Annotated in this window: 21 protein-coding genes and 1 tRNA gene; 8 read left to right on the forward strand and 14 right to left on the reverse strand. The window is 67.6% G+C overall.

All coding sequences use genetic code 11. The annotated features are described in order from the left end of the window. The first annotated feature begins 2 nt into the window (after positions 1 to 2). Both ACQI46_RS12115 and ACQI46_RS12120 read left to right on the forward strand, forming a co-directional pair. Positions 3 to 1,382, forward strand: a complete 1,380-nt coding sequence (locus tag ACQI46_RS12115; protein WP_427094250.1) for an FAD-binding oxidoreductase — start codon at positions 3 to 5, stop codon at positions 1,380 to 1,382. Positions 1,383 to 1,523: 141 nt separating this feature from the next. Next, positions 1,524 to 1,597, forward strand: a tRNA-Met gene (locus ACQI46_RS12120). A 188-nt stretch (positions 1,598 to 1,785) separates the two neighbouring features. Here the strand turns inward: ACQI46_RS12120 and ACQI46_RS12125 are convergent. The 5 genes from ACQI46_RS12125 to ACQI46_RS12145 all read right to left on the reverse strand — a co-directional run bounded on the left by ACQI46_RS12125 (position 1,786) and on the right by ACQI46_RS12145 (position 6,706). Continuing rightward, on the reverse strand, positions 1,786 to 1,980 hold the full coding sequence (locus ACQI46_RS12125; RefSeq protein WP_427094251.1) for a hypothetical protein: 195 nt from the start codon (positions 1,978 to 1,980) through the stop codon (positions 1,786 to 1,788). Beyond that, the gene (locus tag ACQI46_RS12130) at positions 1,971 to 2,360 is read right to left on the reverse strand and encodes a hypothetical protein (protein WP_427094252.1); all 390 of its coding nucleotides are present in this window, start codon (positions 2,358 to 2,360) and stop codon (positions 1,971 to 1,973) included. Before ACQI46_RS12130 ends, ACQI46_RS12125 begins: the two co-directional genes overlap by 10 nt. Positions 2,361 to 2,511: 151 nt before the next feature. Beyond that, the gene (locus ACQI46_RS12135; RefSeq protein ID WP_427094253.1) at positions 2,512 to 4,080 is read right to left on the reverse strand and encodes a diol dehydratase reactivase ATPase-like domain-containing protein; all 1,569 of its coding nucleotides are present in this window, start codon (positions 4,078 to 4,080) and stop codon (positions 2,512 to 2,514) included. After that, positions 4,077 to 4,436: a diol dehydratase small subunit gene (locus ACQI46_RS12140; protein ID WP_427094254.1), complete on the reverse strand. Its 360-nt coding sequence runs from the start codon at positions 4,434 to 4,436 to the stop codon at positions 4,077 to 4,079. The genes ACQI46_RS12135 and ACQI46_RS12140 overlap by 4 nt, the downstream gene beginning before the upstream one ends. Beyond that, positions 4,433 to 6,706, reverse strand: a complete 2,274-nt coding sequence (locus tag ACQI46_RS12145; protein ID WP_427094255.1) for a propanediol/glycerol family dehydratase large subunit — start codon at positions 6,704 to 6,706, stop codon at positions 4,433 to 4,435. The genes ACQI46_RS12140 and ACQI46_RS12145 overlap by 4 nt, the downstream gene beginning before the upstream one ends. Positions 6,707 to 6,954: 248 nt before the next feature. Here ACQI46_RS12145 and ACQI46_RS12150 point away from each other — a divergent pair, with 248 nt between their 5' ends. Together ACQI46_RS12150 and ACQI46_RS12155 are read left to right on the forward strand one after the other, a co-directional pair. Beyond that, positions 6,955 to 8,394, forward strand: a complete 1,440-nt coding sequence (locus ACQI46_RS12150; protein ID WP_427094256.1) for an APC family permease — start codon at positions 6,955 to 6,957, stop codon at positions 8,392 to 8,394. 122 nt (positions 8,395 to 8,516) lie between these two features. Next, complete coding sequence (locus ACQI46_RS12155; protein WP_427094257.1) at positions 8,517 to 9,563, forward strand: PucR family transcriptional regulator; 1,047 nt, start codon at positions 8,517 to 8,519, stop codon at positions 9,561 to 9,563. A gap of 79 nt (positions 9,564 to 9,642) precedes the next feature. Here ACQI46_RS12155 and ACQI46_RS12160 read toward each other — a convergent pair whose 3' ends face one another. Together ACQI46_RS12160 and ACQI46_RS12165 are read right to left on the reverse strand one after the other, a co-directional pair. Next, the gene (locus ACQI46_RS12160; RefSeq protein ID WP_427094258.1) at positions 9,643 to 12,012 is read right to left on the reverse strand and encodes a PEP/pyruvate-binding domain-containing protein; all 2,370 of its coding nucleotides are present in this window, start codon (positions 12,010 to 12,012) and stop codon (positions 9,643 to 9,645) included. Positions 12,013 to 12,014: 2 nt separating this feature from the next. After that, complete coding sequence (locus tag ACQI46_RS12165) at positions 12,015 to 13,130, reverse strand: hypothetical protein (RefSeq protein ID WP_427094259.1); 1,116 nt, start codon at positions 13,128 to 13,130, stop codon at positions 12,015 to 12,017. Between the two features lie 50 nt (positions 13,131 to 13,180). Between ACQI46_RS12165 and ACQI46_RS12170 the strand changes: the two genes are divergently transcribed. Beyond that, positions 13,181 to 13,762, forward strand: coding sequence for a TetR-like C-terminal domain-containing protein (locus ACQI46_RS12170; RefSeq protein ID WP_427094260.1), 582 nt, complete (start codon positions 13,181 to 13,183; stop codon positions 13,760 to 13,762). Between the two features lie 3 nt (positions 13,763 to 13,765). Here ACQI46_RS12170 and ACQI46_RS12175 read toward each other — a convergent pair whose 3' ends face one another. From ACQI46_RS12175 to ACQI46_RS12185, 3 genes are read right to left on the reverse strand one after another with little or no spacing between them, the layout of a single operon-like run. Then, entirely contained in the window at positions 13,766 to 15,058 is a 1,293-nt protein-coding gene (locus tag ACQI46_RS12175; protein WP_427094261.1) for an NtaA/DmoA family FMN-dependent monooxygenase, read from the reverse strand. Between the two features lie 19 nt (positions 15,059 to 15,077). Further along, positions 15,078 to 15,674, reverse strand: coding sequence for a TetR/AcrR family transcriptional regulator (locus ACQI46_RS12180; RefSeq protein ID WP_427094262.1), 597 nt, complete (start codon positions 15,672 to 15,674; stop codon positions 15,078 to 15,080). Further along, positions 15,671 to 17,497: a flavin-containing monooxygenase gene (locus tag ACQI46_RS12185; protein WP_427094263.1), complete on the reverse strand. Its 1,827-nt coding sequence runs from the start codon at positions 17,495 to 17,497 to the stop codon at positions 15,671 to 15,673. Before ACQI46_RS12185 ends, ACQI46_RS12180 begins: the two co-directional genes overlap by 4 nt. A 182-nt stretch (positions 17,498 to 17,679) precedes the next feature. Here ACQI46_RS12185 and ACQI46_RS12190 point away from each other — a divergent pair, with 182 nt between their 5' ends. Then, complete coding sequence (locus tag ACQI46_RS12190) at positions 17,680 to 18,273, forward strand: DNA-binding protein (protein ID WP_427094503.1); 594 nt, start codon at positions 17,680 to 17,682, stop codon at positions 18,271 to 18,273. Between the two features lie 11 nt (positions 18,274 to 18,284). Beyond that, on the forward strand, positions 18,285 to 18,920 hold the full coding sequence (locus tag ACQI46_RS12195; protein WP_427094504.1) for an RES family NAD+ phosphorylase: 636 nt from the start codon (positions 18,285 to 18,287) through the stop codon (positions 18,918 to 18,920). Positions 18,921 to 18,927: 7 nt separating this feature from the next. Here the strand turns inward: ACQI46_RS12195 and ACQI46_RS12200 are convergent, their stop codons facing one another. Beyond that, positions 18,928 to 20,313, reverse strand: coding sequence for an aspartate aminotransferase family protein (locus tag ACQI46_RS12200; protein WP_427094264.1), 1,386 nt, complete (start codon positions 20,311 to 20,313; stop codon positions 18,928 to 18,930). A gap of 103 nt (positions 20,314 to 20,416) precedes the next feature. Continuing rightward, complete coding sequence (locus ACQI46_RS12205; protein ID WP_427094265.1) at positions 20,417 to 21,910, reverse strand: CoA-acylating methylmalonate-semialdehyde dehydrogenase; 1,494 nt, start codon at positions 21,908 to 21,910, stop codon at positions 20,417 to 20,419. Between the two features lie 81 nt (positions 21,911 to 21,991). Here ACQI46_RS12205 and ACQI46_RS12210 point away from each other — a divergent pair, with 81 nt between their 5' ends. After that, positions 21,992 to 23,596, forward strand: coding sequence for a PucR family transcriptional regulator (locus ACQI46_RS12210; protein WP_427094266.1), 1,605 nt, complete (start codon positions 21,992 to 21,994; stop codon positions 23,594 to 23,596). Here the strand turns inward: ACQI46_RS12210 and ACQI46_RS12215 are convergent, their stop codons facing one another. Beyond that, the gene (locus ACQI46_RS12215; RefSeq protein WP_427094505.1) at positions 23,597 to 24,943 is read right to left on the reverse strand and encodes an APC family permease; all 1,347 of its coding nucleotides are present in this window, start codon (positions 24,941 to 24,943) and stop codon (positions 23,597 to 23,599) included. A gap of 68 nt (positions 24,944 to 25,011) precedes the next feature. Further along, complete coding sequence (locus tag ACQI46_RS12220) at positions 25,012 to 26,127, reverse strand: P1 family peptidase (RefSeq protein ID WP_427094267.1); 1,116 nt, start codon at positions 26,125 to 26,127, stop codon at positions 25,012 to 25,014. Positions 26,128 to 26,198: the final 71 nt, after the last annotated feature.

The raw sequence follows: 26,198 nt of genomic DNA on the forward strand, positions 1-26,198 counted from the left end.
CGATGACCATTCCAGCCGACCTGACGCGCGACGACGCCCTGCGCGGGCTGTGCGACCAGGTCGCCACGCATGTGGCGCTGCCCGGCCAGCCGGGCTACGAGCGCTGCATGCCGTGGAACGTCGCCGCCCCGGTGACCCCCGCCGCCGTGGTCCTGGCGACCACCGCCGAGGATGTCGCCGGCACGGTCCGCTTCGCTGCGGCGCACGGGTTCACCGTCGCCGTCCAGGCGACCGGCCACGGGGCGGTGGGCGTCGACAACGACACCGTCCTGGTGCTGACCGCAGCGATGAAGCACGTCGACGTCGACGCCGTCAACCGGACCGCGCGGGTGGGTGCCGGAGCGCGGTGGCAGGACGTCCTGGAGGCCGCGGCGCCGCACGGCCTTGCGCCGCTGTGCGGTTCGGCGCCCGGTGTCGGCGTGGTCGGCTACTTGACCGGCGGTGGGATCGGCCCGCTGGTGCGTACTTTCGGGCTGTCGTCGGACCACGTCCGCGCGTTCGATGTGGTCACCGGTGAGGGACGGTTGGTGCGCGCCACCCCGACGGAGAACGCGGACCTGTTCTGGGGGTTGCGTGGCGGCAAGGCAACGCTCGGTATCGTCACCGCGGTCGAGATGGATCTGCTTGCGGTCGCCGAGTTCTACGGTGGCGCCGTGTGTTTCGACGGTGTCGATGCCGCCGCTGTGCTGCACGCATGGGCGCGCTGGAATGTCGCGCTGCCCGAGACGGTGAACACGTCGATCGCAATCCAGCAGTTGCCGCCGCTGCCCGGTGTGCCCGAACCGCTGGCGGGCCGGATGACGGTGGCCGTCCGGTACGCCGCGGTCGGCGATTTCGCCGAGGCCGAACGGCTGCTGGCGCCGATGCGGGCGGTCGCGACGCCGATCCTCGACAGCGTCGGGGTGCTGCCCTATACCGCGATCGGCGCCGTACACGCCGACCCGGTGGACCCGATGCCGATCCATGAGGACCAGGCGCTGCTGACCGAGTTACCGGCAGAAGCCGTTGACGCGCTGCTGGCGCTCGCCGGACCGCAGTCGGGGTCCCCGCAGGTGATCGTCGAGCTGCGGGCCCTCGGAGGTGCGCTGGCGCGTCAGCCGCGGCATCGCAGTGCGTTCTGTCACCGCGACGCGGCGTTCTCGCTGGCGGTCATCGGGGTGCCGATGCCCGACGCCGGTGCGGTGATCGAGCACGCCCGCGCCGTGACCGATTCCGTCGCGGCGTGGGCGACCGGGGGACAGATGCCCAACTTCGCGCCGTCCTACGACTCAGCTCGTCCCGCGCGGGTCTACGACGCGGACACGCTGCACTGGCTGGCTGCCCTGGCCGACCGCTACGACCCCGCCCGCGTGCTCGCCACCGGCCAGGTCATCCGCACGTAGCCCCGTTTTGGCGACCGCGCGTGTCTGCGGGTAGGCACGCCGTAATTGGACCTGCGGGAGCGCGCGCTCGTCGGACGCGACGGTGCGTGAACTGGCGATTTGGACTGTTCGCAACCGTTGGGTAACCTGGCTTTCGCCCGTCGCGGGGTGGAGCAGCTCGGTAGCTCGCTGGGCTCATAACCCAGAGGTCGCAGGTTCGAATCCTGTCCCCGCTACTAAATGGAACGGCCCTCGGAGGAGACTCCGGGGGCCGTTTTCATTGGCGTGGGGAACACGTCAGGTTCAAACACGCTGACGCGGATTGCGTGGCTGTCGGTTGGAAATCGGCTGTCGCGCAGGCAGCAGAGACAAGACACAGGTGCTGCCAACTGAACCGACCTGGTTTCCCTGGAGGTTGGTCTGGCTAGTCTTGCGCGTCGGTCTCCAAGACGCCGACATATTGGGCGAACGCCTTATCTACCTCGCTAGGAATCTGCACAAGCGTGCCCTCCTCCATGCGGAAGGTTCGGTCGCCCCTGAACGAAAGCCAGTTGAAACTCGTGTTGATCCAGATCCCGTCATAGATCAGGATCTTGGCGTGGGTGTTCTTTAGCCGCACGAATCTGAATTTGTCCTTGTAGCGCGTGGCGAGGTGTGAAGTTTGCGGATCGCCCGCTCGTCGGAGTCGCGGTCGTCGTTGCCGATGCCGTGGCCGATGTGGACCTCGACGCCTGCTCGTATTCGGCGCTCAAGTTTGGCGACGAAGTCGGTATTGACCACACCGCCCTTCACCCACGGGGAGATGATCAGGAGCCTTTTCCTGGCGGACTCCAGTGCTTTGTTCAAGTGGTCGGGATGTTCGAACACACTGACGCTGCGGACCGGAATCTCGGCGACATTCTGCGGTGTCTCTTCGCCGGGGGACTGATCAGCGGCGTCCGGTGTCTGGCTTGCCGGCTTGCCTTTCTGCGCTATGACCTCGACTTCCTCGGCAGTCACGCGCAGTTTCTCCAACTCGGGATTAAGCGTTGGGCGTGGTTCGGGGTGGCCGTCTTCGATCTCAAGTTTGGAGACGGCATCCAGCGCGGATTCCGTCCGGCAGCTGATGCTCAGCGGGGTGGGCGAGCCGCTCTACGAACTGCTCTGAAGCTCACTCGGCGGCCAGCGTGACGAGACCATACGCCACGGCGAACCGATGTCCCAGAGTCCCGCACACATTGCCGCGCCCGACGGCGACCTCTCGGCCGAGCTGTTCGCTCACCGCCCGCACGAGTTCGTCGTCGCCCGCTCCGCCGCCAACCAGCAGCACCTCGCTCGCTGAGGGGGCCACCCGTTCGATGCCTCTGAGCACGTTGGCGCCCAACACCAGTCTCTTGGCGACCAATCGCCAACTGCGCCACTCTGATCCGGACAGCTGCGACGTGAACGGCAGCAGTCCGCTGGGAGCGGTGGTCAGTAGCCAGCCCGTGCACCGGCCGGGAAGCGCCTTGTCCAGGAAGTGCCGCCTGCCGTGTTCGTCCTCGACGAGCTGAACCGTGACCGCGGTCAGTGCCTCCGCCCGCTTCGCGTACTCCGCGGCGCTCCGGGAAATATCCAGCGCTGCGGCTGTCGCGGCGGTCAGCAGTTGACCCGCACCCGGGAGCACGAGCCGTGACCCGTCGGCCACCACATCGACGGTTCCGCCGCCCACGTCGACGACCACCACATCGGGTGCGACGCCGGGCGTGGTCAGCGCACCCGCACGCGCCGCCGCGGCTTCCGAGTCGACCCGGGTCACCGGAACGCCGAGCGCTTCTGCCAGTGCGTCGGCATCGGCGGGAGTTCGATCGGCAGCGTCCAGCGATGCCTGCACCAGGCTGTCGACCGCCACCGTTCCGCGCCGTGAATTCGCCTGCACAGCAATGGTCTCCAGATGAACCGCCCAGACCCGTTCATCCGGATGCGAAGCCGTATGCGCCGCGGTGGTCACCTCGCGTCGCGGTGGCGCCGAGTCGAGGTAGACCACCGCGCACGTGCTGTCGAACAACTGGTCGGCGACGGTGCGGGCGTCGGCCCGTTCGTCATGCCCGAGGCCGAACACGTCGGTGAGCCAGAACGGGTCGGTCAACCGCAGCAGGGGCGTCGAGGACTGGCGCACCTCGACAGCGACCAGCGCGGCCGGCAGCAGCGCCGTCATGTCGACGTCGTCGACCACCGGTAGGGGAGCGGCCAGCCGGTTGGAGACCAGTACGGCCTCGTCGTTGGCGGTCAGCACCGCAACAACGTTGCGGCCCTGCGCCAGTGCTTCATTCACCTGCCGCGCGACGGCGTCGTAGCCCCACTGCCGGGTCGCGCACGCGACCAGGGGCCGGTCGTGCGGAGCCGCGCCGAGATCCTCGACCGGCACCGGCGTACCCACGCCGGCGCCGTCGCCGGCGGTGGTCGCCGCCGACCGGGTGGCGACCACGAGCCGCCCCGTGCGCGGGGTCTCCAGTTGGACGCGTTCGACGCTCGAGTGCACCGGCGGGGTGGGCGCGAATGCGGCGCGGGAGATCCTCAGGCCGTGGTCGCCGGCCACCCTGCGGGCCAGCTGGGCCGCGCCCTCGACCGCCCGCAGCGAGCCTTTGCCGCCGCGCGTCGGGGTGCGGGCGCTGGCCAGCACGTCGAGTCCGGTGTCCCCGCCACAGAGGACGATCTCCGTTGTGGCGTTGCCGATGTCGACGCCGGCCCAGACGGTCACCTCAGCAGGCCGCGCCGCTGATAGGCCGCCGCGGCTTCACGGACGAGCTCGGCGCAGGTGTGGGCGTTCTGGTCGGCAAGACGCTGCGCCAGTTCCTCGAGTTCGGCGAAGGTGGAGCGCCCCGGCCGCAGTGCCTCGTACGCCGCGAGCATGTCCTCGGCGCTCAGGGCAGTCATCTCGGCGGCCCGGCGGAGGTTCATCGCCAGCTGCGCGGAGCCGGTGCGCTCGGCGGCGTCGGCCTGCGCGAGGAGGGTCTCCCGGCTGATCCGGATGTCGTCGAGCGCGAGCTCGCCGCGGCGCGCGGCGTCGACGGTCACCTCGGACAGGTTGCGGCCGGAGTGGGATGCGACGGTCATCGGCGGAACTCCAGTTCGGTGTGCACGGCGCCCTCGCCGCGCTGGGACTCGGCACGTTCGACGGCGACCATCGACACCACCTTGGTGTGGTAGCGGGCGGTGATCGCCTCGTCGGAGTAGGCGTTGCGCATCGGTGCGGGTGTCGTGCCCTTGGCGTGGCGACCGGCGTTGATGCCGATCAGCCGGTACATGTCCGCGCTGATCAGCGGTGCCACACTGAGGAGTTCGAGGTTGGCCAGCGGCGGCAGGTCGCGGCGGTGAATGAGCGTGGTGCCCTTGGCCTGTAGCCCGACGCCGATCCCGGAACCCGACAGTTGCGCGGCGGACTTCCCGATGACCCCGAGGTCGATGCTGTCGGCGATGCGCACCAGGCGTGCGAGGCACTGCTCCTCTTCCAGTCCCGCGAGGATCTGCTCCAGCACGTCATAGATGGTCATGCCCGACAGCGTGCAGAACAGCTTGGTGCCGAACGCGGGTGAGACGCCGATGACCACCTCCCGTGGGTCCTCGCCGACGCCGGCCGGGCCGACGGTGGTCAGCAGCTCGGGTGCGGCGAAGGTGGCCTGTTCCTTCACGAGGTCGGTGACCGACCGTGCCTGCCGCACCGCGTCGATCTGGGCTTGGCGTTCGGCGGACGGACGGTAGCCCGTGCCCGGGCCGCGGTAGTCGTTCGGATCTTCGAGTGCTGACAGCACATTCATGTTCTCGTCGAAGATCGCGGCGGTCTGCAGGTAGTCGCCGGTCACCCGGGCTCTGGCCATCCCGAGCACCCGGTCGGCGATGTCGGTGAAGCCGGTTTCGGCGAGCGCGGCCACCACGTCGATCACTGTGAGCCCGGATTGGTCGATCATGCGGGCGGCGCTGAGCACCTTGACACCGTCGGTCTGCGGGAGGTCCTTGGAGCCCTCGGCCCCGACGACGACCTCGATGTGCTCGTCGTCGAAGTCGGCCAGCCCAAGGTATTCGAATACCGCGCGGGTGGCTTCGGCGGCCTGTCTGCGCATGGACTCCAGCGTGGTCGGGTCGACCGGCCGCAGGCCGCCGTCCACGCCCCAGTCGCGCTGCAGCACCAGGTAGTCGTCGAGGTCGGCGGCGTTGAAGTTGGACGGCCCGAACATGTTGTCGTAGGCCACGACCGAACCGAAACCGGAGAAGATGAAATCCGAGCCGGCCAGTAATGTCGGCAGCGTCCGGCTGGTCCGGCGCATCGTGGACTCCGACATCAAAGAGTCGTTGCCGCTGCAGGACTCGAGTCCGCGCAGCATCACCATGAGGTTTTCGGCGATCAGTTCCCGGACTCCACCGGGCACCGACGCGGTGATGGCCGCACCGTCCACACCGCCGTTCTGAACACCCTGGGCGCCAATGCCTTTGGCCAGCGCCACGCACCGGGATTCGAGATAGTTCATCGACTTGCGTTCGGCCTGGCCCATGAGCACCTCGGACCCGGCGCCGCTCGACAGCCGCATCTTGATGCCGCGGGATGCGTAGGCCGAGGTGAGGAACGCTTTGGACCACGGGGTGTCGTCGCCGTCGGTGAAGACCTGCTCGGTGCCGTACACCGACACCGTCTCGGCGTACGAGACCAGCCCCCGCACACCGAGTTCCAGCTCACGCGCCTCCTCGACAGAGCACTGCGTCAGCGCGCCGGGCGCGGGCACCTGGGAACCGATCAGCAGGCCGATGGCCACCGCCGGTGCGTCGTCGAGCACCGGGACGGTGGCCTCCAGTTCGCGGAAGCCGTAGGCCACCGCGGTGGCCGCGTCCGCCGCGATCAGCAACGGGTCGTCGAGACGGTTGGTGACGTGCGCCTGGTTGGCGGGGGTGCGGCGGGCGCGCATCTTCATCATCGCCATCTGGATCTCGACCGGCACGAGTCCCGCGAGGACGCGGGCCATCTTGGCCGGAGTCAGACCGCTGCAGACGCGCAGCACCTCCTCGCGGGGCACCGCCGGATCGACGATCATCCGAGCCAGTTCGACGTCGTCCATCGCCATCGACCGGGGCGCCTCTGTGTGGTCGACGGCGTAGCGCACGATGAACTCGTCGATGGTGTCGAAATCGTGCGCGGGGGTCGAGTCCATCTCCAGGACGGTGCCGTCCTCGGCCACCACCCAAGACGGCTGAGGGTCGTGGGGGGAGAGGTGCGAGATCATCCCGAGCTCGGCGTCCGGTTCGGCGAACCCGTCCAGGTTGACCCGTTGCCGGTCGAGCATGCGGATGCGCCCGAGCCGGTAGTCGTGGTCGCCGTCGGTGCTGTGCGGATGCATGGCTCTCGCCGTACCTCTCTGTCGCGTGACCGTCCCAGCATCGGTGTCACGTCACCGCCGGACAACGCGACCCGCGCAGCTTCCAACAATCTGTGTGACAAGTCGTCGCCGAGCGGCCTCCGTTTACCCACAACGTGTTGGAAGAAGCCGGACCTCGCTGACAGAGCGCCGCATCGTCTCGCAGAATTCAGCCCGCAACTCGACGGAGCCGGTGATCGCGACTCCGCTGGCGAAGGAGGTTCAGCCCCATGTCCGACGTGGTCAACGCGGACGACACACTCGATCGTGCGTCGTCGCCGGACCGCCCTGGTGGCCGTCTGCGCGGAAATCTCGGTGTCACTGCCATCGTCTTGATGGTGGTGGCCGCCGCGGCGCCGTTGTCGACCATCGGCGGCAACGTGCCGATCGCGATGGTGCTCGGTGAGACCACCGGCATCCCGGTCGCGTTCCTGGTCGCGGGTGTGATCTTCCTGCTGTTCGCGGCCAGCTTCGTGGCGATGTCGAAGTACGTCAAAGATGCGGGCGCGTTCTACGCCTACATCCGGACGTCGCTGGGCAAGGCGGCGGGGACCGGCGCGGCGGTGCTTGCCCTCCCGGCGTACATGGCGACGCTGCTGGGCGTCTCGGCGTACGACGGGGTCATCCTCGCAGGGCTCATCGAGCGCTTCAACGGACCGTCCATCCCGTGGTGGTTCCTGACCGCGCTGGTCCTGGCGGTGGTCGCCTGGCTCGGGTATCGCGACATCGACCTCAGCGCGAAGGTGCTGGGGATCTTCCTGCTGTCCGAGGTCGCGATCCTGGTGGTCCTCGACCTGGTCATCGTGCTGCGGGGCGGGGAGCAAGGCCTGACCGGCGATTCGTTCACCCCGCAGGGCCTGGCCGGCGGTGTCGGTATCGCACTGCTGTACGCGCTGTGGGGCTTCGTGGGCGTCGAGGCGACCGCGGTGTTCCGCGACGAGGCCAAGGACCCGGACCGTACGGTGCCCCGGGCGACGTACTGGGCGGTCGGCATCGTGGCCGTGTTCTACGCGTTCTCGAGCTGGGCGTTGATCGAGGGCAACGGCGGGCCGGACGCGATCCAGGCAGCCAAGGACGACCCCGACAACTTCATGGTCAACACGGCGCAGCAGTACCTGGGAATGCTGGGGCGTGACCTGAACACCGTCCTGTGGTTCGTCAGCGTGTTCGCCTGCGCCCTGGCCTTCCACAACATCAGCTCGAGGTACGCGTTCGTCCTCGGTCAGAGTGGGGTCTTCTCGCGCAAGATCGGTGAGGTCCACGCCAAGCACGGGTCCCCGGCGAACGCCTCGCTGGTCATCACCGTGGTGTCCTTCGTGGTCATGGGCATCCTCGCCGCACTGCAGCTGGACCCTGTGCTCGAGATCTTCGGTCCGCTGGGCGGCCTGGGGATCCTGGCGCTGTCGATTCTGTGGCTGTTGACGACGATCTCGGTGGTCATCTTCTTCGTGCGTCGCGGTGATTCGACGGGGAAGGTGGTGCTGGCCTCTTTCGCGACACTCGCGCTCGCGGCGGCGCTGGTGCTGGTGGTATCGAATCTCACCCTCGTGGTCGGGGGCTCGCCCACCCTCGCGGTCGTGTTCGGTGTCATGCCGCTGGTGTTCTTCGGGGTCGGCATGCTGCTCAGTCGTCGGTCGGACGATTTGGGGTCGCTCTCGCCGAAATCGTGATCTTGGTCGGCCGGTGGCCACCGCGGTTCGGGCCTCGCCCGGCGGTGGTCACCGGCGCACCCGCGTCGCCCGGGCGCTGATACCGTCTGCCCTGCCACGCGGGTCCGCCGGGGCCGACGATCATGAGAAGGGACGTCATGTCGCGGGAGTCGTCGCTGAGCGTGACGGCGGCATTGACCGTTCCGCCACTGGATCGGGGTTCGGTCGTCGCCGGACACCGGGGGCTCGACCGTGAGGTCCGGTGGGTCGACATCATGCACGCACCCGCCGAGTCCTTCGTACGGCCCGGCGATCTGGTGCTGACCACCGGCGCCGACATCCGGCAGCCCGGTGTCCTCGAGTTCCTGACGTTCGTGATCTCCTCCCCGGCGGCCGGGGTGGTGGTGAGCCCACCGCCCCTGGTGGCCGTCGACGAGCTGTTCGACGCGCTCGTCCCGCTCGCCGACCGTCACGACTTCCCGCTGATCCATCTGCCCTGGGAAATCGCCTTCGCCGAGGTGCAGCGCACGCTGCTGCCGCTGCTCACCCCATCCGGGCACGAGTCGCACGTCCAGCTGGTCATCGGGCGACGCGAACGGGTGAGCGCCGAATGGAACGTCGTCGCCGACGCGTTCGCGACCGCTCTTCAGGAGCTCGCCGGCGCGGCCGGGATGACCGTGCGGTCGTCGGTGACCGACGACCTCGTGATGAGCCACTTCGCTTCGGCCCCGCCGGCAGCGATGGTGTCCGAATTATTAGGCGCCGCAAGGAAAACCAGTGCGTTCCCGGAGGAACTGGCCAGCTGGGTGCTGTTGCCGCCGGAGCACCGGAGCGGGTTCACCCTCACCTCCGCGGCGCCGTCGGCGGTGCCGACCGACGCGGCCGGTCCCGCGCATTTCGCCGAGGTGCTTCGCCGGCACCCGACCAGCATGGCGACCGTCCTGCAGACCTTGAAGCCGCTGATCGATTACGACAGGACCCGTCGCGGCCAGCTGGTGCGCACGCTGGAGGTCCTCCTCGACGAGGCCACGAACACCAGTGCGGCCGCCCGGACACTGTTCCTGAACCGGCACAGCCTGCTGTACCGGATAAAGCTCATCGAGGAGCTCACCGGCCTGTCCCTGAAGAACCCGGCCGACCGCTTTCAGCTGGAGGTGAGCGTGCGGGTGCTGCAACTCAGCGAGCGCTGACGGGACCGAGAACCTCCAATGCCGAGATCGACGGTACGCCCGCGGCACCTGTCGGGTGAGGATCGTTGGTCACCGCCCGTCACTCCGACAGCCGCGTCACCAGCCCCCGGTCACCATCGACGCGCACCCGGTCGCCGGTGCGCAACACCTGGGTGCCGATGAGCGTGTTGACCACGCACGGCAGCCCGTACTCGCGGGCGACCACCGCGCCGTGGGAGACCGAGCTGCCGATGTCGGTGACCAGCGCGGCGATCACGGTGAAGTAGGGCGTCCAGCCGACGTCGGTGACCGGTGCGACCAGGATCTCACCGGGCTGCACCGAGCGGGCGTCGACGATCGACTTCGCCAGGCGCACAGTGCCTTCGACCGTGCCGCGGCTGGCGGGTCGGCCGACGATCTGGTCATCGGTGAACGTGCTTGCCAGCGGTGCGACGACGGGCGTGGGCTTGCCGACCGACACATCGTCGAACTCCAGCGCATCCTGGAACGGCAGCGCCTCCCGCCGCTGCACAGCACGCTGCACCAGGTCGGTGACGTCGTCGTCGCCGACGAGGCGCGGCAACTCGCTGCGGTCGAAGAAGAACACCAGGTCGGCGTCCGGTAGCCGGCCCGATGCCGCCAGCACCTCGCCCAGATGGCGGTAGCCACGCTTGAGCCGGTGCGCCATCAGCGCCATCTTGGATTTCGTCTCCTCGCGGCCGCGCGCACCGACCTGCGCGAGGCGGGCGAGAACCCGGATGGCGCGCGACGTCGGCGCCTCTGTCCGGGCAGACCCGGGACCGCCGTCCGACGGTGCCGCCCGCAGCATGACCTGCATCATCGCGCCCAGTCCGGCGGGATCCTCGGCCCACGACGGATCCCGCATGCACAGCTCGCGATAGCCCCGATGACCGTGCCGCCGCAAGAACTCCCGTAGAGCCGCTCCGGCAGCACTGTCGGTTCCTCGTACGGCAGTCACCGCGTCTTCCGCTGCGGCCGAGACGAATCGTTCGGCCGCAGCGGTATCCGCGGCAATGGTGCGGACGACAGCCTGCAGTTGGTCGAGCATCATCGCGCTTTCGACGTCGCTCGCGCCGGCCATCAGACGCGTCGCCTCGGCCTGTCCCTCTTCTTCGCTGCCACCGCTCTTGACGGCCTGCCGGACCAGGACACTCTCGAGGATGTTGGCGGCCACTGCCGCACGCGAGGAGGACCGTACATGGGTCAGCGTCACATCGCAGTACAGCTGGACACCGAATTCCAACTGCTGCAGGACAATCCGCGCGTCCCGACTGGTCGGGATCGGCCACCCGTTGATCTGACTGTCCAACCGCCGGATCGCTGGCCCGGCCGACAGCGCATGGGACGTCAACAGGATGGTGTTCACCAGTTTTCGCCGAAAAGGTTGCGGTGGTTTGGCTTCCAGCTCGTCGACGACCCGGCCGCAGATCGACATCGAGAACTGTTCCCGGGAGTTCCCGAGAATGCCCGAACTCAGGGCGGTGCCCTCGGTCAGGTTCAGGAACATGTGGCCGTAGAAGTAGCCGACCTGCAACCACGGCTTCTCGTAGCGCGGCTGGGCGCGAGCAACCACTTGTGTCATCTGCATCGCGTAGTCGATGGCGTACCCGGACACCGACGCGGTCAGCGGACAGAACGCGCCGGGCATCATCTCGCCGATGTTGCACCGGGTGTAGACATGATCGGATCCGGCGACGGGCGAATCCATTTCGTTGAGATCACCGGGAAGCGTGGTGATCGGCCGCGCCTGCAGCCACCACAACCGCCCCGACTGGTCGATCGCCCATTCCAGATCCATCGGCCGGCCCCAATGCTGCGCGGCACGCAGGGCGCCGGCACGGATTCCGTCCACCTCGGAGCGAACAAGTACCGGAGATGCGCCGACTTCGTGCACCGCGGTGGTCCCGTCAGGATTCAGCACGATGTGGTCGGGGGAGGCAGAGCCGTCGACCAGCGATTCACCGAGACCGGTGACGGCGTCGATGACCATGAGGTCGCGCCGACCGGTCGTCGGATCGGCGGTGAACACCACACCCGCGGCGCGCGCGTCGACCATTTCCTGGACGACGACGTGCATGGTGGCCGCGGCTTGCCCGCTGTAGGCCGACGCGCGTGCAGATGTCACCGAGTCGACACACCGGCGCACCGCCGCGGCGAAGTCTTCGGCGGTTGCGACACCGAGCACCGTGTCGTATTGCCCGGCGAACGATTGATCATTGCCGTCCTCGCCCGTCGCCGACGATCGCACCGCCACTGCGCGGGTTCCGTTGGCGAGCATGCGGATGAACTGCGCGACGGCCTCGTTCAGTGAGCCGGGCGCCGACGCGTCGGCGATGACGAATCCGGCCGGCACATCGAGGCCCAGGCGTCGTAGCTCGGCGAGACCGGCGGCTTTGCCGCCGAACCGGTCATCGGTGACCGCGTCGAAGTCGAGAGTGGTCGGGGGCATTCTCAGCCCGCCACGTCGGTCCAGTCCGAGAATCCGGACGGGTGGTGCGGTCCGATCACGCCGTGTTCGAACAGTCCGGCGCCATGACGGACGTGTCCGTCGGGTTCGGTGCACACTGCCGCCCCGACATGGTCGATGAGGCTGAACGGTGCGCGGGCCATCACGGCGGGATCGGTCAGGTCGAAGCTGACTCGCTCGGTGAACGGTCCGCCCTTCCAGGTGCCGTGCGCCCAGGACGAATCCCCGCCGTAGCCGGATCCGAAAGCGATAGGGGCGAACAGCTTCGACTCGATGTCGAGCTGGATGCGGTCGCCGGCCCGGTTCATGAACTCGACGTGCGCCCCGTGCGGGATCCGCGTTCCGGGCGTGTAGTGGATGGTCGCGCGCACCCCGTCGAGCTGTTCGACGCGGCCGTCGCGCCATCGTCGGGTGCAGTCGTAGAGGCTGCGGTGGCCGTTCGCATCTTCCTGCAGGATCAGGAACAGCTGGTAGTCGTCGAAAACCAATGGCAGGTACAGCCACCACATGCCGTTGAAGGCGCCGTCGGGGCGCCCGGCAGGCTCCGGCTCGCCGATGGGGCGGATACCCCATGACCGGTCGCGCGCACCCACGCTGGTGCTGTGGTCGACCGTCATCCGGTCACCATCGACGTCGATCCAGCCCTCCCAGCTGCCGACTTGCGCGAAACGGCACGCCTGCAACGTGACTCGACGTTCGGTCAACATCTCATGGGGACGCTCCAGCGCGGCGGGGAACAGCCCGCGCCACGTCAGATCGGCGGAGATCCCCTCGGTCTCGGCCAGTGTCAGGTGCAGTTCCTGCAAGGGGTCGACGACGTCCAGACGGTACCCACCCACGTGCTGGTGCAGTCGATCGTCGTCGATCGCGTCGCTGAGGTGCACGGCGGTCTGGGTATCGCCCCGCCGGACGACGAAGTAGGCGTCCTTGACGCCGAGACGCGGGTAATAGCCGATCCCGGTGAGCGCCATGAACCGACCCTCGCGGTCCAGCACGTTCGAGTATGACCGGTCGTAGAAATTGCGATCCGACGTGGCCGGTGTCGAGATCGGCGCCGGCACCTGATGGATCGGGTACTCGTCGAGCGGGCTGAGGTTCACACGTTCTCCATCAGATACGATGCGGACTGCATCGAAATTACACTGTGGTCATGACAGCAGATCAGCGCGCAGATGGCAAGGCTCCGGGCCGCCCCCGGGACAGTCGGATCGACGCCGCGATCATCGCCGCCACCCGTGAACTCATCATGCAGACCGGATATTCGGCACTGTCACTGTCCGCCATCGCCGCCCACGCCGGGACCACGACAGCCGCCATCTACCGGCGCTGGTCCGGCAAGGTCCACCTCGTCCACGAGGCCGTGCTGCCCGACGAGACGATTCCCATCCCCGAAGACACCGGCGACATCCGAGACGACATCCGGGCACTCGTCGCCACCACCCGCGCGATGTTCGACAGACCCGAAGTGCGCGTGGCACTTCCCGGCCTGATCGCTGACACCGTCGCCGACCCCGAACTGCACCGCACGATGATCACGCGTCTGGCAGGAAACCTCGCCGACTTCGAGACACGCTTCGGTCAGCAGCGTCGCGGAGGTGATGCCCTGCCGATGCTGGCCGAAGTCGTCGCCGGCAGCGCGATATTCCGCATCCTGCTGCGCAGCGACGCCGCCCTCGATGATGCCTGGGTGGAGGCGATGACCGAGCTGATCACCGAGCGTTGGCCTGGCTGAGGACTAGAACCGCTCGCGCAACGGCCGGTCGTCCGGTGTGCCGCGGTAGATGCCCCGGTCGATCAGTCGAGGGACCACCTCGTCGATGAACTCCCGAATCGACTGCGCACCAGCGGAGAACATCAGGTTGAAGCCGCCGACGTTGCCGTCGTCGAACCACGCCGCCAAGTCCTCGACGAGGTCGTCGTAGGAGCCGACGAACTTGCGGTGGGTGGCGCCGCCACGACCGACGGCCTGCGCGACCACCTCTCGGACTGTCACTCCCGGACGCTCCTGGATCCAGTTGTACAGGCCGACGTAATTACCGAACGTGCTCTTGATCGTCTTCTCGACATCTTCGGGGACAGGCAGCGACGCCACCGGGAACGGTGCGTCGATGTCCTCGAGCGGGACCGAGATTCCGAACTGGCCCAACGCGAACGGCGCGATGGGCGCCCAGTCGACGAAGCTGTCCAGCTCGTGCAACCGTTCTTCGGCTTCGGCTCTGGTCCGGGCCACGTATGGAATCAGGCCCGGGATTGCCGGAATGGAGCCGGGTGTGCGCCCCTGTTCGACGAGTGCCTTGTCGAGGGTCTGACGATAGGTCGCGGCGCTCTCGCGCGTCGAGGAGTTGGTGAACACCATCTCAGCGTGTTTGGCCGCGACCTTGATGCCTGCGCCGGAACCGCCCGCCTGGGCGATCAGTGGCCGTCCCTGCCGGGACGGCGCGACGTTGAGCGGACCGGTGACCTGAAACAGGCTGCCGCGGTGATTGATCGGTTCTGCGTGAAAGCGGGTGCGCCCGTCGGCGTCGCGGCGCAGCTCGCGCTTGTCCCACAGCGCCCGTAGCACGTCGAGGAACTCGTCGGCGCGCGCGTAGCGTTCCTCGCGGCTGAGGTGCTGCTCGAGGCTGTAGTTCAACGCGAAGTCGTCGATGACGGAGGTGACCGCGTTGTACCCGGCGCGGCCGTCGGAGGCCTGATCCAGCGAGGCCAGCAGGCGAGCCAGGTTGTACGGGTCGTAGAAGGTCGTCGACGCCGTCGCGATCAGCCCCACATGCTTGGTGTGTTGCGAAATGGCCGTCAGTGCGGTGATCGGTTCGGCGGGTCCGCCGTCGAAGGCCGGTGAGCCCTGCATACCGGGAATGTCGCCGACGAACAGTGCGGTGAATAGCCCTTCGTCGCCGAATCGGCCGTACTCCAGCAGCCGCTCGAACGTGCTGCGGTCGGCGATGCCGTGGGCTTGCTCGTAGCCGTAGGCGCCCTGGTGCAGATTGATGTCGTTGGCGACCAGGTTCAGGTGAAGGTATCGCGACATGTGTTTCCTATCAACGGATTCAGCGCATGGTGGCGTGCAGGGCATCGGTCATCGCGTCGATCGCCGCGTCCCGGTCCAAGGGCCAGCCGTCGACCAGCCACAGGTGCATGAACGAATCGACCATGGTGTACATCATCGCGATAGCCAGCCGGATCTGGGCTTCGGTGGCTCCGGGCATCGCGTCGGCGCGCACCCACTCGTCGACATTGGCTTCCATGGTGGCGCGGTGGGCGGCGGCGAACTCCGGATCGGCGGCCCGCGCCTGGTGCAGCGCCATATACAGTTCCGGTGCGGCTGTATAGAAGTCGACGACCTTCTCGAAGAATGCCCGTACCGAGGGGCGGCCGGACTTGCCGCCGCGTGGAGCGTCCTGCTGGGACCACACCATCATTCGGGTGTTTCGGAGCTCGCGCAGCACGGCGGCCTTGCTGTCGAAATGCAGGTAGAACGTCGCCCGGCCGATGCCGGCGCGGCGCACGATGTCGTCGATGGTCACCGCGACGTAACCGCGTTCGGCGAACGCTTCGAGTGCTGCGGCCATGATGTGGTCGCGGGTCATGATGCGGTGGCGGTCCCGCATCGTCAGTTTCGTTGTCGTGCCGTCTGTCTTGGTCACGTCACCGTCACCCCGTCCAACGTTCCCGCGGCGCGCCACTGGGCCAGCATGTCGAAGAACTCCACGGGCTTGCCGCCGAAGTTGGTGGACAGCATGCCGTGCGGGTTGTCCTTGTCGCCTTCGGAACTGAGGTAGCTCGGGGTGCAGTCGGCGTAGAAGGCCTTGGCTTTCTCCCCGGCCTCGTTCATGGTCGCCAGCCACCGCTCCTCGGCCTCGAGTGTGGCTTCCATGGTCGAGGCTCCGCGGTCGACGAAAGTCTTGACCAGATAGGCGAAGTGGCGGGCACGCTCCTCGGCGGTGTGCGTGTAGTTGGGCGAGACCCCGGACTGGGTGTAACCGAGGAAGAAGCAGTTGGGAAACCCGTGGGTCTGCAACCCGTGCAGCGTCCGCATGCCTTTGGCCCACTTGTCGGACAGGCGCACCCCGTCCCGGCCGACGATCTCGAACCCGAGCCGGCGCGTGAACTCGGTACCGACCTCGAATCCCGTCGCGAAAATCAGTGCGTCGAGTTCGCGTTCGACACCGCCGACCACCGCGGCGGTCGCGGTGAAGCGTTCGACGCCGCGGCCGTCGGTGTCGACCAACTCGACGTTGTCGCGGTTGAACGTCTCCAGGTAGTCGTCGTGGTAGCCGGTGCGCTTACACATCAGCTTGAACCACGGCTTGAGTGCTTCGGCGGTCTTCGGGTCGCGCACGGTGTCGGTGATGCGTTTGCGCAACCTTTCCATCGTCTCGAAGTCCAGGCGGTACAGGAACTCGGTGATCTCGTCCGGAGTCAATTCCCGACCCAGCCGCGCGGTTTCGCGGATGACGGCGGGGTCGGTCAAGTCCAGTGCGTTGCGGGTCCAGCCGTCGTCGACGAGGTCGCGGTCCATTTCCACGCCACAGGTGACGCGGGTGAAGTTCTCCATTCGGTCGCGTTGCCAACCCGGCGTCAGCGTCGTCGCCCACGTGGGGTCGGTCGGCCGGTTGCCTCGTTCGGCGACGGTGCTCGGAGTCCGTTGAAACACATACAGTTTCTTCGCCCACCGCCCCAGGTGGGGAATGCACTGCAGGCCGGTGGCGCCGGTACCGATGATGCCCACGCGCTTGTCGACCAGCTCGGTCAGGCCGCCGGACTCGTCTCCGCCGGTGTAGCCGTAGTCCCAGCGGCTGGTGTGGAAGGTGTGCCCGCGGAACTCGTTGATGCCAGGAATGCCAGGCAGTTTGGGCCGAGTCAGGGAGCCGGGGGAGACGGTGACCAGGGTTGCGGTGAACACGTCGCCGCGGTTGGTCGAGATCTCCCAGTGTTTCGCCTGCTCGTCCCAGCACATGCCGGTCACGGTCGTCGACAGCAGCGCGGTGTCGTAGAGGCCGTAGTGGCGGGCGATCGCCTGCAGGTGGGCGCGGATCTCGGGGCCGTGCGCGTAGCGCTCGGTCGGCATGTAGTTCAGCTCTTCGAGCAGCGGTAAGTAGATGTAGGACTCGATGTCGCACTGCGCGCCGGGGTAGCGGTTCCAGTACCACGTGCCGCCGAAGTCGCCCGCCGTGTCGACCACGCGGATGTCGGTGATGCCGGCTTCGTGCAGCCGTGCGGCGGCGACCAAGCTGCCCAGCCCGCCCCCGATGATCAGCACCTGCACGTGGTCGCGGACCGGTTCGCGCTCCACCCAGTCGGTGTACGGGTCGTCGGCGTAGTGCGAGAAATCGGCGGTGACCTCGATGTACTGCCCGACGGCGTCGGGTCGCAGACGCTTGTCCCGTTCGAACGCGTACTTCGCGCGCACCCACGCGGCGTCATAGGTGGTCGGCTGGGGGCCCGGGTCGGTCGCCGTCTCCGGCATCGCGTGGCGCTCCTTAGCATCCGATATTTCGCTGGACAGTGTGTCTGATGAACAGACTGTTCAGCATCTTGCCAGACGCGATGGCTGGCGTGGGCGCTTGCTGGTCAACCAGAATCGACGTTGCGTCGTCTAACGGCAAGGTGGTAGTGTTAGCCTCCGTTAACGAACGCGGAGGTGGTGCTGTGACCGTTGACGAGCTCGATCAACTGCTGCGGGACCGCTTCGACTTGGGGCGAGACGACCTCATCGCCGCTCTCAAGGCACTCCCGGCGCATCGTCCGTGGGCGGTAACGCTCACCGCGAGCGAGGCACGCCTGCTCGACGACGCCGGTCTCACTGAGGATCCGAGTGCCTACGCCGAGATCGCTGCCGACGTGACGGCCCACATGGCCCGTCTCTACAGCACGGCCTACAGCGCTTCCGAAGTTGCCGCTGGATTGGGCGTGAATGATTCGCGGATTCGACAGCGCCGCCTCAATCGCACCCTGTGGGCGATCGATGACGGCGGATCCTGGGTGTACCCGAACATCCAATTCGAACTCGTCGACAGCAAGCTCGGCACGTCCCTCAAGCACGTTCGGGGTCTCGATCGAGTCCTGCCCCCGCTGCTGGCCAAGCATCTGCATCCCACCGCAGTCGCCGGCTTTCTTCTTACGCCGCAGCACGAACTGATCATCGATGGCCAACCCAAGTCGGTCCGAGAGTGGTTATTGCACGGAGAATCCGTGGAACCTGTGCTCGACCTCATCGAGATCGGCGACTGGGCTTCCACGTGACCTCTGGTCCGATGCTGCCGGACCCTCCACGTCCGCAGGAGTTGCGCCTCCTGGGCTTCCTGCCTGGCGAGACCCGCGTCATCACCGTCGACGAGGTGTGGTGGCGTGTCCACAGAACCGAGGGCGAGCACGTGCTGGCATGGAACGCTCTACGCACCTTCGGACCGCTGCTGCGCTTCGACCCTCATCGTCTGCCCGGAGGCGAAGACCCGGACCGGGGCGTCTGGTACGGAGCTTCCACACCGGACGCGGCGCTGGCCGAAGCCTTCCAAGTCGATCGCACGATTGACCGCGCCCGAAACCGCCCGTTCCTGACGGGGCTCTCGTTCACCCGGCCGCTCGTCGTCCTGGACGTCGCGGCAGACAGCGTCGGAGCTTGGGCCACCCGCGTCGGCGGTACCTATGCCATCTCTACCGGCGCCCATGGCGTCACTCAATGCTGGGCACGCACCATCGTCGAGGCCCACCCGGATCTCGACGGTCTCCGATACAACAGTCGATTCGCCGGCGCACCGTGTATTGCACTGTTCGCGCCGGCAGCCGACGCGATGCCCGCGAGGCCGAAACTCTCATTGCCGCTGTCACATCCGGACCTGGCGACCCGAATCGCCGGAGCGGCAAGAAGGTTGGGCTACGGCGTCGTATAGCTTCGCCTCACACCGCGTATTCGTCGGCCACGCTCAGCGCAGCATCGAGAATCCGAAGTCCCTCTGCCACTTCGTCATCGGTGATGTTGCAGGCCGGCACGGCATGGATGCGGTTGAAGTTCGCGAACGGCAGCAGGCCGCCGGACTTGCACGCCGCCAGCACCGCGGCCATCGCCGGGCTCGAGCCGCCGTAGGGTGCGAGCGGTTCGCGGGTGGCCTGGTTGGCGACCAGCTCGATCGCCCAGAACACGCCGAGGCCGCGCACTTCGCCCACCGACCGGTGCCGGGAGGCCAGCTCCCGCAGACCCGGTCCGAGAACCTGCTCACCGATGCGGGCCGCGTTGTCGACCATGCCTTCGTCTTCCATCGCGTTGATGGTCGCGACCGCGCAGGCCGTCGCCAGCGGATGCCCGGAGTAGGTCAGGCCGCCGGGGTAGGGGCGATCGGCGAAGGTCGAGTAGATCGCCTCGTTGATGGCCACACCACCCAGCGGGACGTAGCCGGAGGTCACGCCCTTCGCGAAGGTGATCAGGTCAGGAACCACGTCGAAATGCTCGATGGCGAACCACTTTCCGGTCCGGCCGAAGCCGGCCATCACCTCGTCGGCGATGAACACGATGCCGTGGCGGTCGCAGATCTCGCGCACCCCGGCCATGTAACCGGGCGGGGGCACCATGATGCCCGCGGTGCCGGGCACCGACTCCAGGATGATGGCCGCGATGGTCGACGGGCCTTCCATCTGCACCAGGCGGTCGAGATGCTCGAGTGCGCGCTGGCTTTCCTGTTCCTCGGTCTCGGCGTAGAACGACGTACGATAGAGGAACGGTCCGGGGAAGTGCACGATGCCGGCGTTGCCGTGGTCGTTGGGCCAGCGGCGCGGGTCGCCGGTGAGGTTGATCGCGGTCTCGGTACCACCGTGGTACGAGCGGAAGCGCGAGAGCACCTTGTAGCGGCCGGTGTGCAGCCGCGCCATCCGCACGGCGTGCTCGACGGCGTCGGCGCCGGCGTTGGTGAAGAAGATCCGGTTCAGGTCACCGGGCGTGCGTTCGGCGATCAACCGTGCAGCCTCGGAGCGCGCATCGTTGACGTGCTGTGGCGCGACGGTGCACAAGGTCGCGGCCTGTTCGGCAATGGCGGCAACGACTTTCGGGTGCTGGTGGCCGATGTTGGTGTTCACCAGCTGGGACGAGAAGTCGAGCAGCTTGTTGCCCTCGCCGTCCCAGACGTAGTTGCCCTGGGCGGCCAGCACCGTCATCGGATTGAGTTGCGCCTGCGCCGACCACGAGTGGAAGACGTGCTTGCGGTCCAGTTCGTAGGCGCGCCGACCGCGCGCGATGGCGGCCTCGATGTCCTCGCCGGTGGGCAGCGAAGTGGTCTGTTCGGTCGTGGTCACGGTGATCCTTCGGAGAAAAGTGGTATTCGGCGGCCGCGAGCGCGCGCATTTGTCCGGTCGGACACGGCGTGTCGGGGGACAGACACGCGCGCTCGCGATACGACTAGCTGTTCTCGGGGAAGCCGAGGTTGATGCCGCCGTGGGACGGATCCAGCCAGCGCTGGGTGATCGCCTTCTGGCGGGTGAAGAACTGCACGCCGTCCATGCCGTGGGCGTGGCTGTCGCCGAACAGCGAGGCCTTCCAGCCGCCGAAGCTGTAGTACGCCATGGGAACCGGGATCGGCACGTTGATACCGACCATGCCGACCTCGACCTCGTTCTGGAACCGGCGCGCGGCACCACCGTCGTTGGTGAAGATCGCGGTTCCGTTGCCGTACGGGTTGGAGTTGATGAGCTCCATCGCCTCGTCGTAGGTCTCCACGCGCACCACCGACAGCACCGGTCCGAAGATCTCGTCGGTGTAGACGGTCATGTCGGGAGTGACGTTGTCCAACAGGGTCGGTCCGAGCCAGAAGCCCTCGGCCGCTCCATCGGGCTGCACCCCACGTCCGTCGACGACGACCTTGGCGCCGGCGGCTTCGCCGGCGTCGATGTAGGAGGCGACCTTGTCGCGGTGCGCCTGCGTCACCAGCGGACCCATGTCCGGGTTGCGCGTCCCGTCGCCGATCTTCAGGCCGACCGTGCGCTCGGCGATCTTGGCGACCAGGTCGTCGGCCACCGGACCCACCGCCACGCAGGCACTGATGGCCATGCAGCGCTCACCGGCGCTGCCGAACCCGGCATTGACCATCGCGTCGGCGGCCAGGTCCAGGTCGGCGTCGGGCAGGACAACAGCGTGGTTCTTCGCGCCGCCGAGGGCCTGCACGCGCTTACCCGACCCGGTGCCGGTCGAGTAGACGTACTGCGCGATCGGGGTGGAGCCGACGAACGACACCGACTTGATCTTCGGGTTGGTCAGCAACTCGTCGACAGCGGTCTTGTCGCCCTGCAGCACGTTGAACACGCCCGCGGGCAGGCCGGCCTCGGCCCACAGGTTGGCCAGCCAGATCGAGGCCGACGGATCCTTCTCACTCGGCTTGAGCACGACGGTGTTCCCACACGCGATCGCGATGGGGAAGAACCACATCGGCACCATGGCGGGGAAGTTGAACGGCGAGATGATCGCGACCGGACCCAAGGGCTGGCGGATGGAGTAGGCGTCGATGTTGGTCGAGGCGTTCTCGGTGAATCCGCCCTTGAGTAGATGCGGGATGCCGCAAGCGAATTCGACGACCTCCTGGCCGCGGCTGACCTCGCCGAGCGCGTCGGAGACGACCTTGCCGTGCTCGGAGGTGATGATCTCGGCGAGCTCGCCCTTGCGTTCGTTGAGCAACTCGCGGAACCGGAACAGCACCTGTGTCCGCTTGGCCAGGGAGGTGTCCCGCCATGCCGGGAAGGCCGCCGCGGCCGCGTCGATCACCGCGCGCGCATCCTCGACCGAGGCCAACGCAACTTGGCCGGTGACGGCGCCGGTCGCCGGATTGGTGACGGGCGCGGTGGCGCCGCTGCTGCCGGTGAACGGCTCGTTGCCGAGCCAGTGCGAGATGGTCGTTGTCATGCCTCCCAGTGTCAGGCGCACGCAGGTCGCACCGTAGGTGCACACCGTAATCATCTCGGCAGTCGGGTTTACACTGTGTAAATGGCGGTGACAGTCGGCGAGGTCATCGAGCTGCCCGTCGTGCAGCACGGAGAACCCGAGGTTCTGAGCGCGCGCCGCTGGTCGGCGCCGATCCGCTGGCTACACGTCGGTGGGGTGGCCGATCTGTCCTCGCTGCTGCAGGGCGGTGAGCTGGTGCTGACGACCGCGGCGGGGCTTGGACGCTCTCCCCGCCGGTACCTGCACGGGTTGGCTGATGCGGGAGCGCTCGGGGTGGTCATCGAACTCGCATCCACGCGACTACCCGAGTCCATGTCGTCGCTGGCGGAGAGTCTGGATCTGGCCCTGGTCGTGCTGCACCGCCAGATCAGGTTCGTCGAGGTCACCGAGATCGTGCACCGGCGCATCGTGGCCGAGCAGTACGACGAGGTCGCCTTCGACCGACGCGTCCACGAGGCATTCACCGAACTGAGCATCAAACGCGCCTCGGTGGCTTCGATCGTCGACGCGGCAGCCCGCATCCTCGAGCTCCCCGTCGTGCTGGAAGACCTTGCCCACCAGGCCATTGCGATCGCGGCCAACGGCGTCGAGACGGCGACCCTGCTCGATGACTGGGAGACCCGTTCCCGGCGCGCACCGACTGCCGGCGGCGGCCCGGAGCGGTGGGCGGTGACCACGGTCGGACCGCGCACCGAGGAGTGGGGACGGTTGATCGTGCCACTGGCCGGCAACGACCGACCGCGCGTGACGATGGTGCTCGAACGCGCATCCGCGGCGCTGGCGCTGAACCGCATGGTCGAGCGCAACAACACCGGTCTGCATCAGCAGGCGCAGAGCGGGCTGATCGACGACGTCCTCCAGGACCGGGTGGCCGGCGACCGGGAAGCCGCAGCACGTGCCCACGCACTCGGACTACGCAAGGCGGCGCGCTACCACCCGGTCGTCGTCCGCGTGGAGCGGACCGGATCGGTGACCGATCCGCTTGTCGCGCAACGACGCAACGTCGCGCTGCTGGACGCCGTGGCCCACACCATCAACGCCGCCGGGCACACCGGTCTGTTCTCCAGCCGCCGCGACGGCGAGATCGCCGCGTTGCTGTCCCTGAACCCCGCCCGGGGCGGGCCTGACAGGTCGCTGACGGAGTTGGGACGACGGTTGCACGCCGACCTGCGCCGCACCGACGGCATCACCCGCTCGGTGTGTGCGGTCGGAACGCCGGAAACGGAGGTCACCGACGCCATCCGCGGCCTGGCCGAGGCCAGTCACATCGCCGAGGTGGCGCTGGCCATGCGCGACAGTGCGCGGCCGTATTTCCGGGCCTCCGATGTTCGGCTACGCGGGTTGATGACGCTGCTGCGCGACGACGCTCGGGTACAGCGGTTCGCCGAGACCGAGCTCAAGCCACTGTTGGGCTCCGGTGCGTCCGCAGACATCGAGATGTTGCGCGAATACCTCAGCCTGGCGGGCAACAAAGCGGCGTTGGCGCAGCGATTGCATGTCAGCCGACCGGCGCTGTACAAGCGGTTGGCCGCCCTCGAGCAGACCCTCGGAGTCGACCTCGACGACGCCGAATCCATGACGTCGTTGTCGGTGGCGCTGATGGTGCTCGATGCGCGAAAGCGCATCGAGCCCAATGGGATTGCGTGATCAGTCGGACAGCTTCTGCGTCGGCTTCCACGCAAGGAATCCGGCGATCAGCCCGATGAACGGGATCGCGGCCAGGATGGTGCTCAGCATCGCGCTGCCGCCGGTGACCAACGTGAAGTTCGACAACACCAGCCACAGGCTGGCCAGCAGTCCGGCCACCGCCACGCTCGGCGCGATCCGCGTCGTGAACAGCCGACCCGAGACGCGGTCGCGCTCACGGATGAAGAACACCAGGACGGCCACCGACGTGGTCAGCATCAACGTCACCATGCCGACCGTGGCGACACCGGCCATCGAACCGAAAACCCCGACCAGCGGGTCGATTCCGAAGACGGCCAGCATCGCGATGATGACGGTCGCGGTGACCGTCTGCACCACCGACGAGAACGACGGTGACCGGTGGCTGTCGTGCACCTTGGCCAACCGCGCGGGCAGCAGACCCTTGCCGGCCAGCACGAACTGGTAGCGCGCGATCACGTTGTGGAACGACAGCACACAGGCGAACAGACTGGTCAGCAGCAGCACGTTGACGATGTCGCGGCCCACGGTGCCGAGCATGTCGCCGGTGGTGTCGAGCAGCATGTTGCCTTCACCGTCGAGGGTCCGCTGTGCCACCGCGCCGACCTGGTCCGGTCCGATGGCCACGACGAACGCCCACACGGTGATGGCGTAGAACGCGCCGATGAGGATGACGGCGGCGTAGGTGGCGCGGGGGATGGTGCGCTCCGGGTCGCGGGCCTCGTCGCGGAACACCGCGGTGGACTCGAAGCCGATGAATCCGGTGAGCGCGAACAGGATCGCGATGCCGATGGTGCCGCTGGTGAACACCGCCGGATCGAACGAGGCCAGGGTCACGCCGGCGGGGCCGGGGTTGGCGACCATCACCGCGTCGAGCACGACGACGATGCCGATCTCCAGGGCCAGCGCCACGCCCAGCACCTTGGCCGAGAGCTCGATGTGTCGGTAACCCAGCACGGCGACGATCGCCAGTACGGCGAACGAGTAGACCGGCCATGCGATGACGGGCCCGCCGTAGTGTACGACGGTGTCGTTGATGGCCCAGCCGATGTAACCGTAGATGCCGATCTGTATTGCGGTGTAGGCGATCAGCGCCACGACGGCGATGCCCTTGCCCATGCGTTGACCCAGCCCGACGGTCACATAGGAGAAGAACGCGCCCGCCTCGGGGACATACGGCGTCATCGTGACGAACCCGACGCTGAAGACCAACAGGACCAGCGCGGCGATCAGGAATCCCATCGGAGCACCTGCGCCGTTGCCGAGACCCATGGCCAGCGGCATGTTGCCGCCGATCACGGTCAGCGGGGCCGCTGCGGCGACAACCATGAACACGATGCCGATGGGACCGAGGTGTCCCTGCAGGCGCCGACTCTCGTTCCGGGCGGGAGCAGCGGTCACGAAACCTCCTCGGGGGATGGGGGATTGATGCGCAGCGCCCGTCGCAGCAGGTCGTGGTCGAGGGCGTGGGCGGTGAAGCCGTTGCGGCCGGTCATGGTGGTCGCGGCCACCATCGCGTTGACGATCGCTTCTTCGGTGGCCTCGATGGTCAGATCGAACAGCCGGGTCATCAACTGCGGGGCCACCATTTGCACCGCGACCTCGGGTTGGGCGACAGCGGGGTCTTCGTCCCAGGCATACGACGGGATTCCGCGGTTGCCGGTGGAGAACGCCAACATCAGATCCCCGCTGTACTGTTCGCCGGTGCCGCCGAGTCGGCCGACTGCCAACGCCGCGCGCTGGGCCAGCCGGGTGCACTGGTGGGGGAGCAGCGGTGCGTCGGTGGCGACGATGACGATGATCGATCCCGAGCCGGGCTCATAGCGTGCGGGCAGGTCCGGCAGCGGCACCTCAGCGGGCCCGATGAGCTCGCCCACAGGCACACCGTTGACTCGAAGCCGCTCCCGCCGACCGTGATTGGCTTGCACGAGAACGCCGACCGTGTACTGACCGGTCGCCGTGTCGGTGACGCGCGACGACGTGCCGATGCCGCCCTTGAAGCCGTGACATATCATGCCGGTCCCACCGCCCACATTGCCTTCGGCGGGTGCGTCGCCGGAGGCGGTGGCCAGTGCGGACCGCACATGCTCGGGGCGGACGTGAAATCCGTTGATGTCGTTGAGCAGCCCGTCATAGGTTTCGCCGACGACCGGCAGCGACCAGTACACGCCGTCGCCGCGGGCGCGCACTTGTTCGGCCACCAGCTCGTCGCGCACCACCCCGACGCTGTGGGTGTTGGTGAGTCCGATCGCGGTGGTCAACTCGCCGGACTCGCGAATCCACTCCAGGCCGGTCAGTTCCCCGCTGCCGTTGAGTCGGTGAGATCCGGCGAACACCGGTTCGGTCCAGATGTCGTCGTGCGGGACGACGACCGTCACCCCGGTGTGCACGGCGGGCGGGCCGTCCTGGTCGAGGGTGGTGTGGCCGACACGCACCCCCGCCACGTCGGTGATCGCGTTGCGCGGTCCGGTCGGATGCTCGCCGATCACGACGCCGAGGTCTCTGGCACGCACTGGTTGGGCTCACTCCCGATAGTTTTTTTACCAAGTGGAAAAGAACTATGCGCCCGGATGATCGTCAGCGC

The sequence above is a fragment of the Mycobacterium sp. SMC-4 genome (assembly GCF_050205565.1).
In the GTDB taxonomy this organism is placed as follows: domain Bacteria; phylum Actinomycetota; class Actinomycetes; order Mycobacteriales; family Mycobacteriaceae; genus Mycobacterium.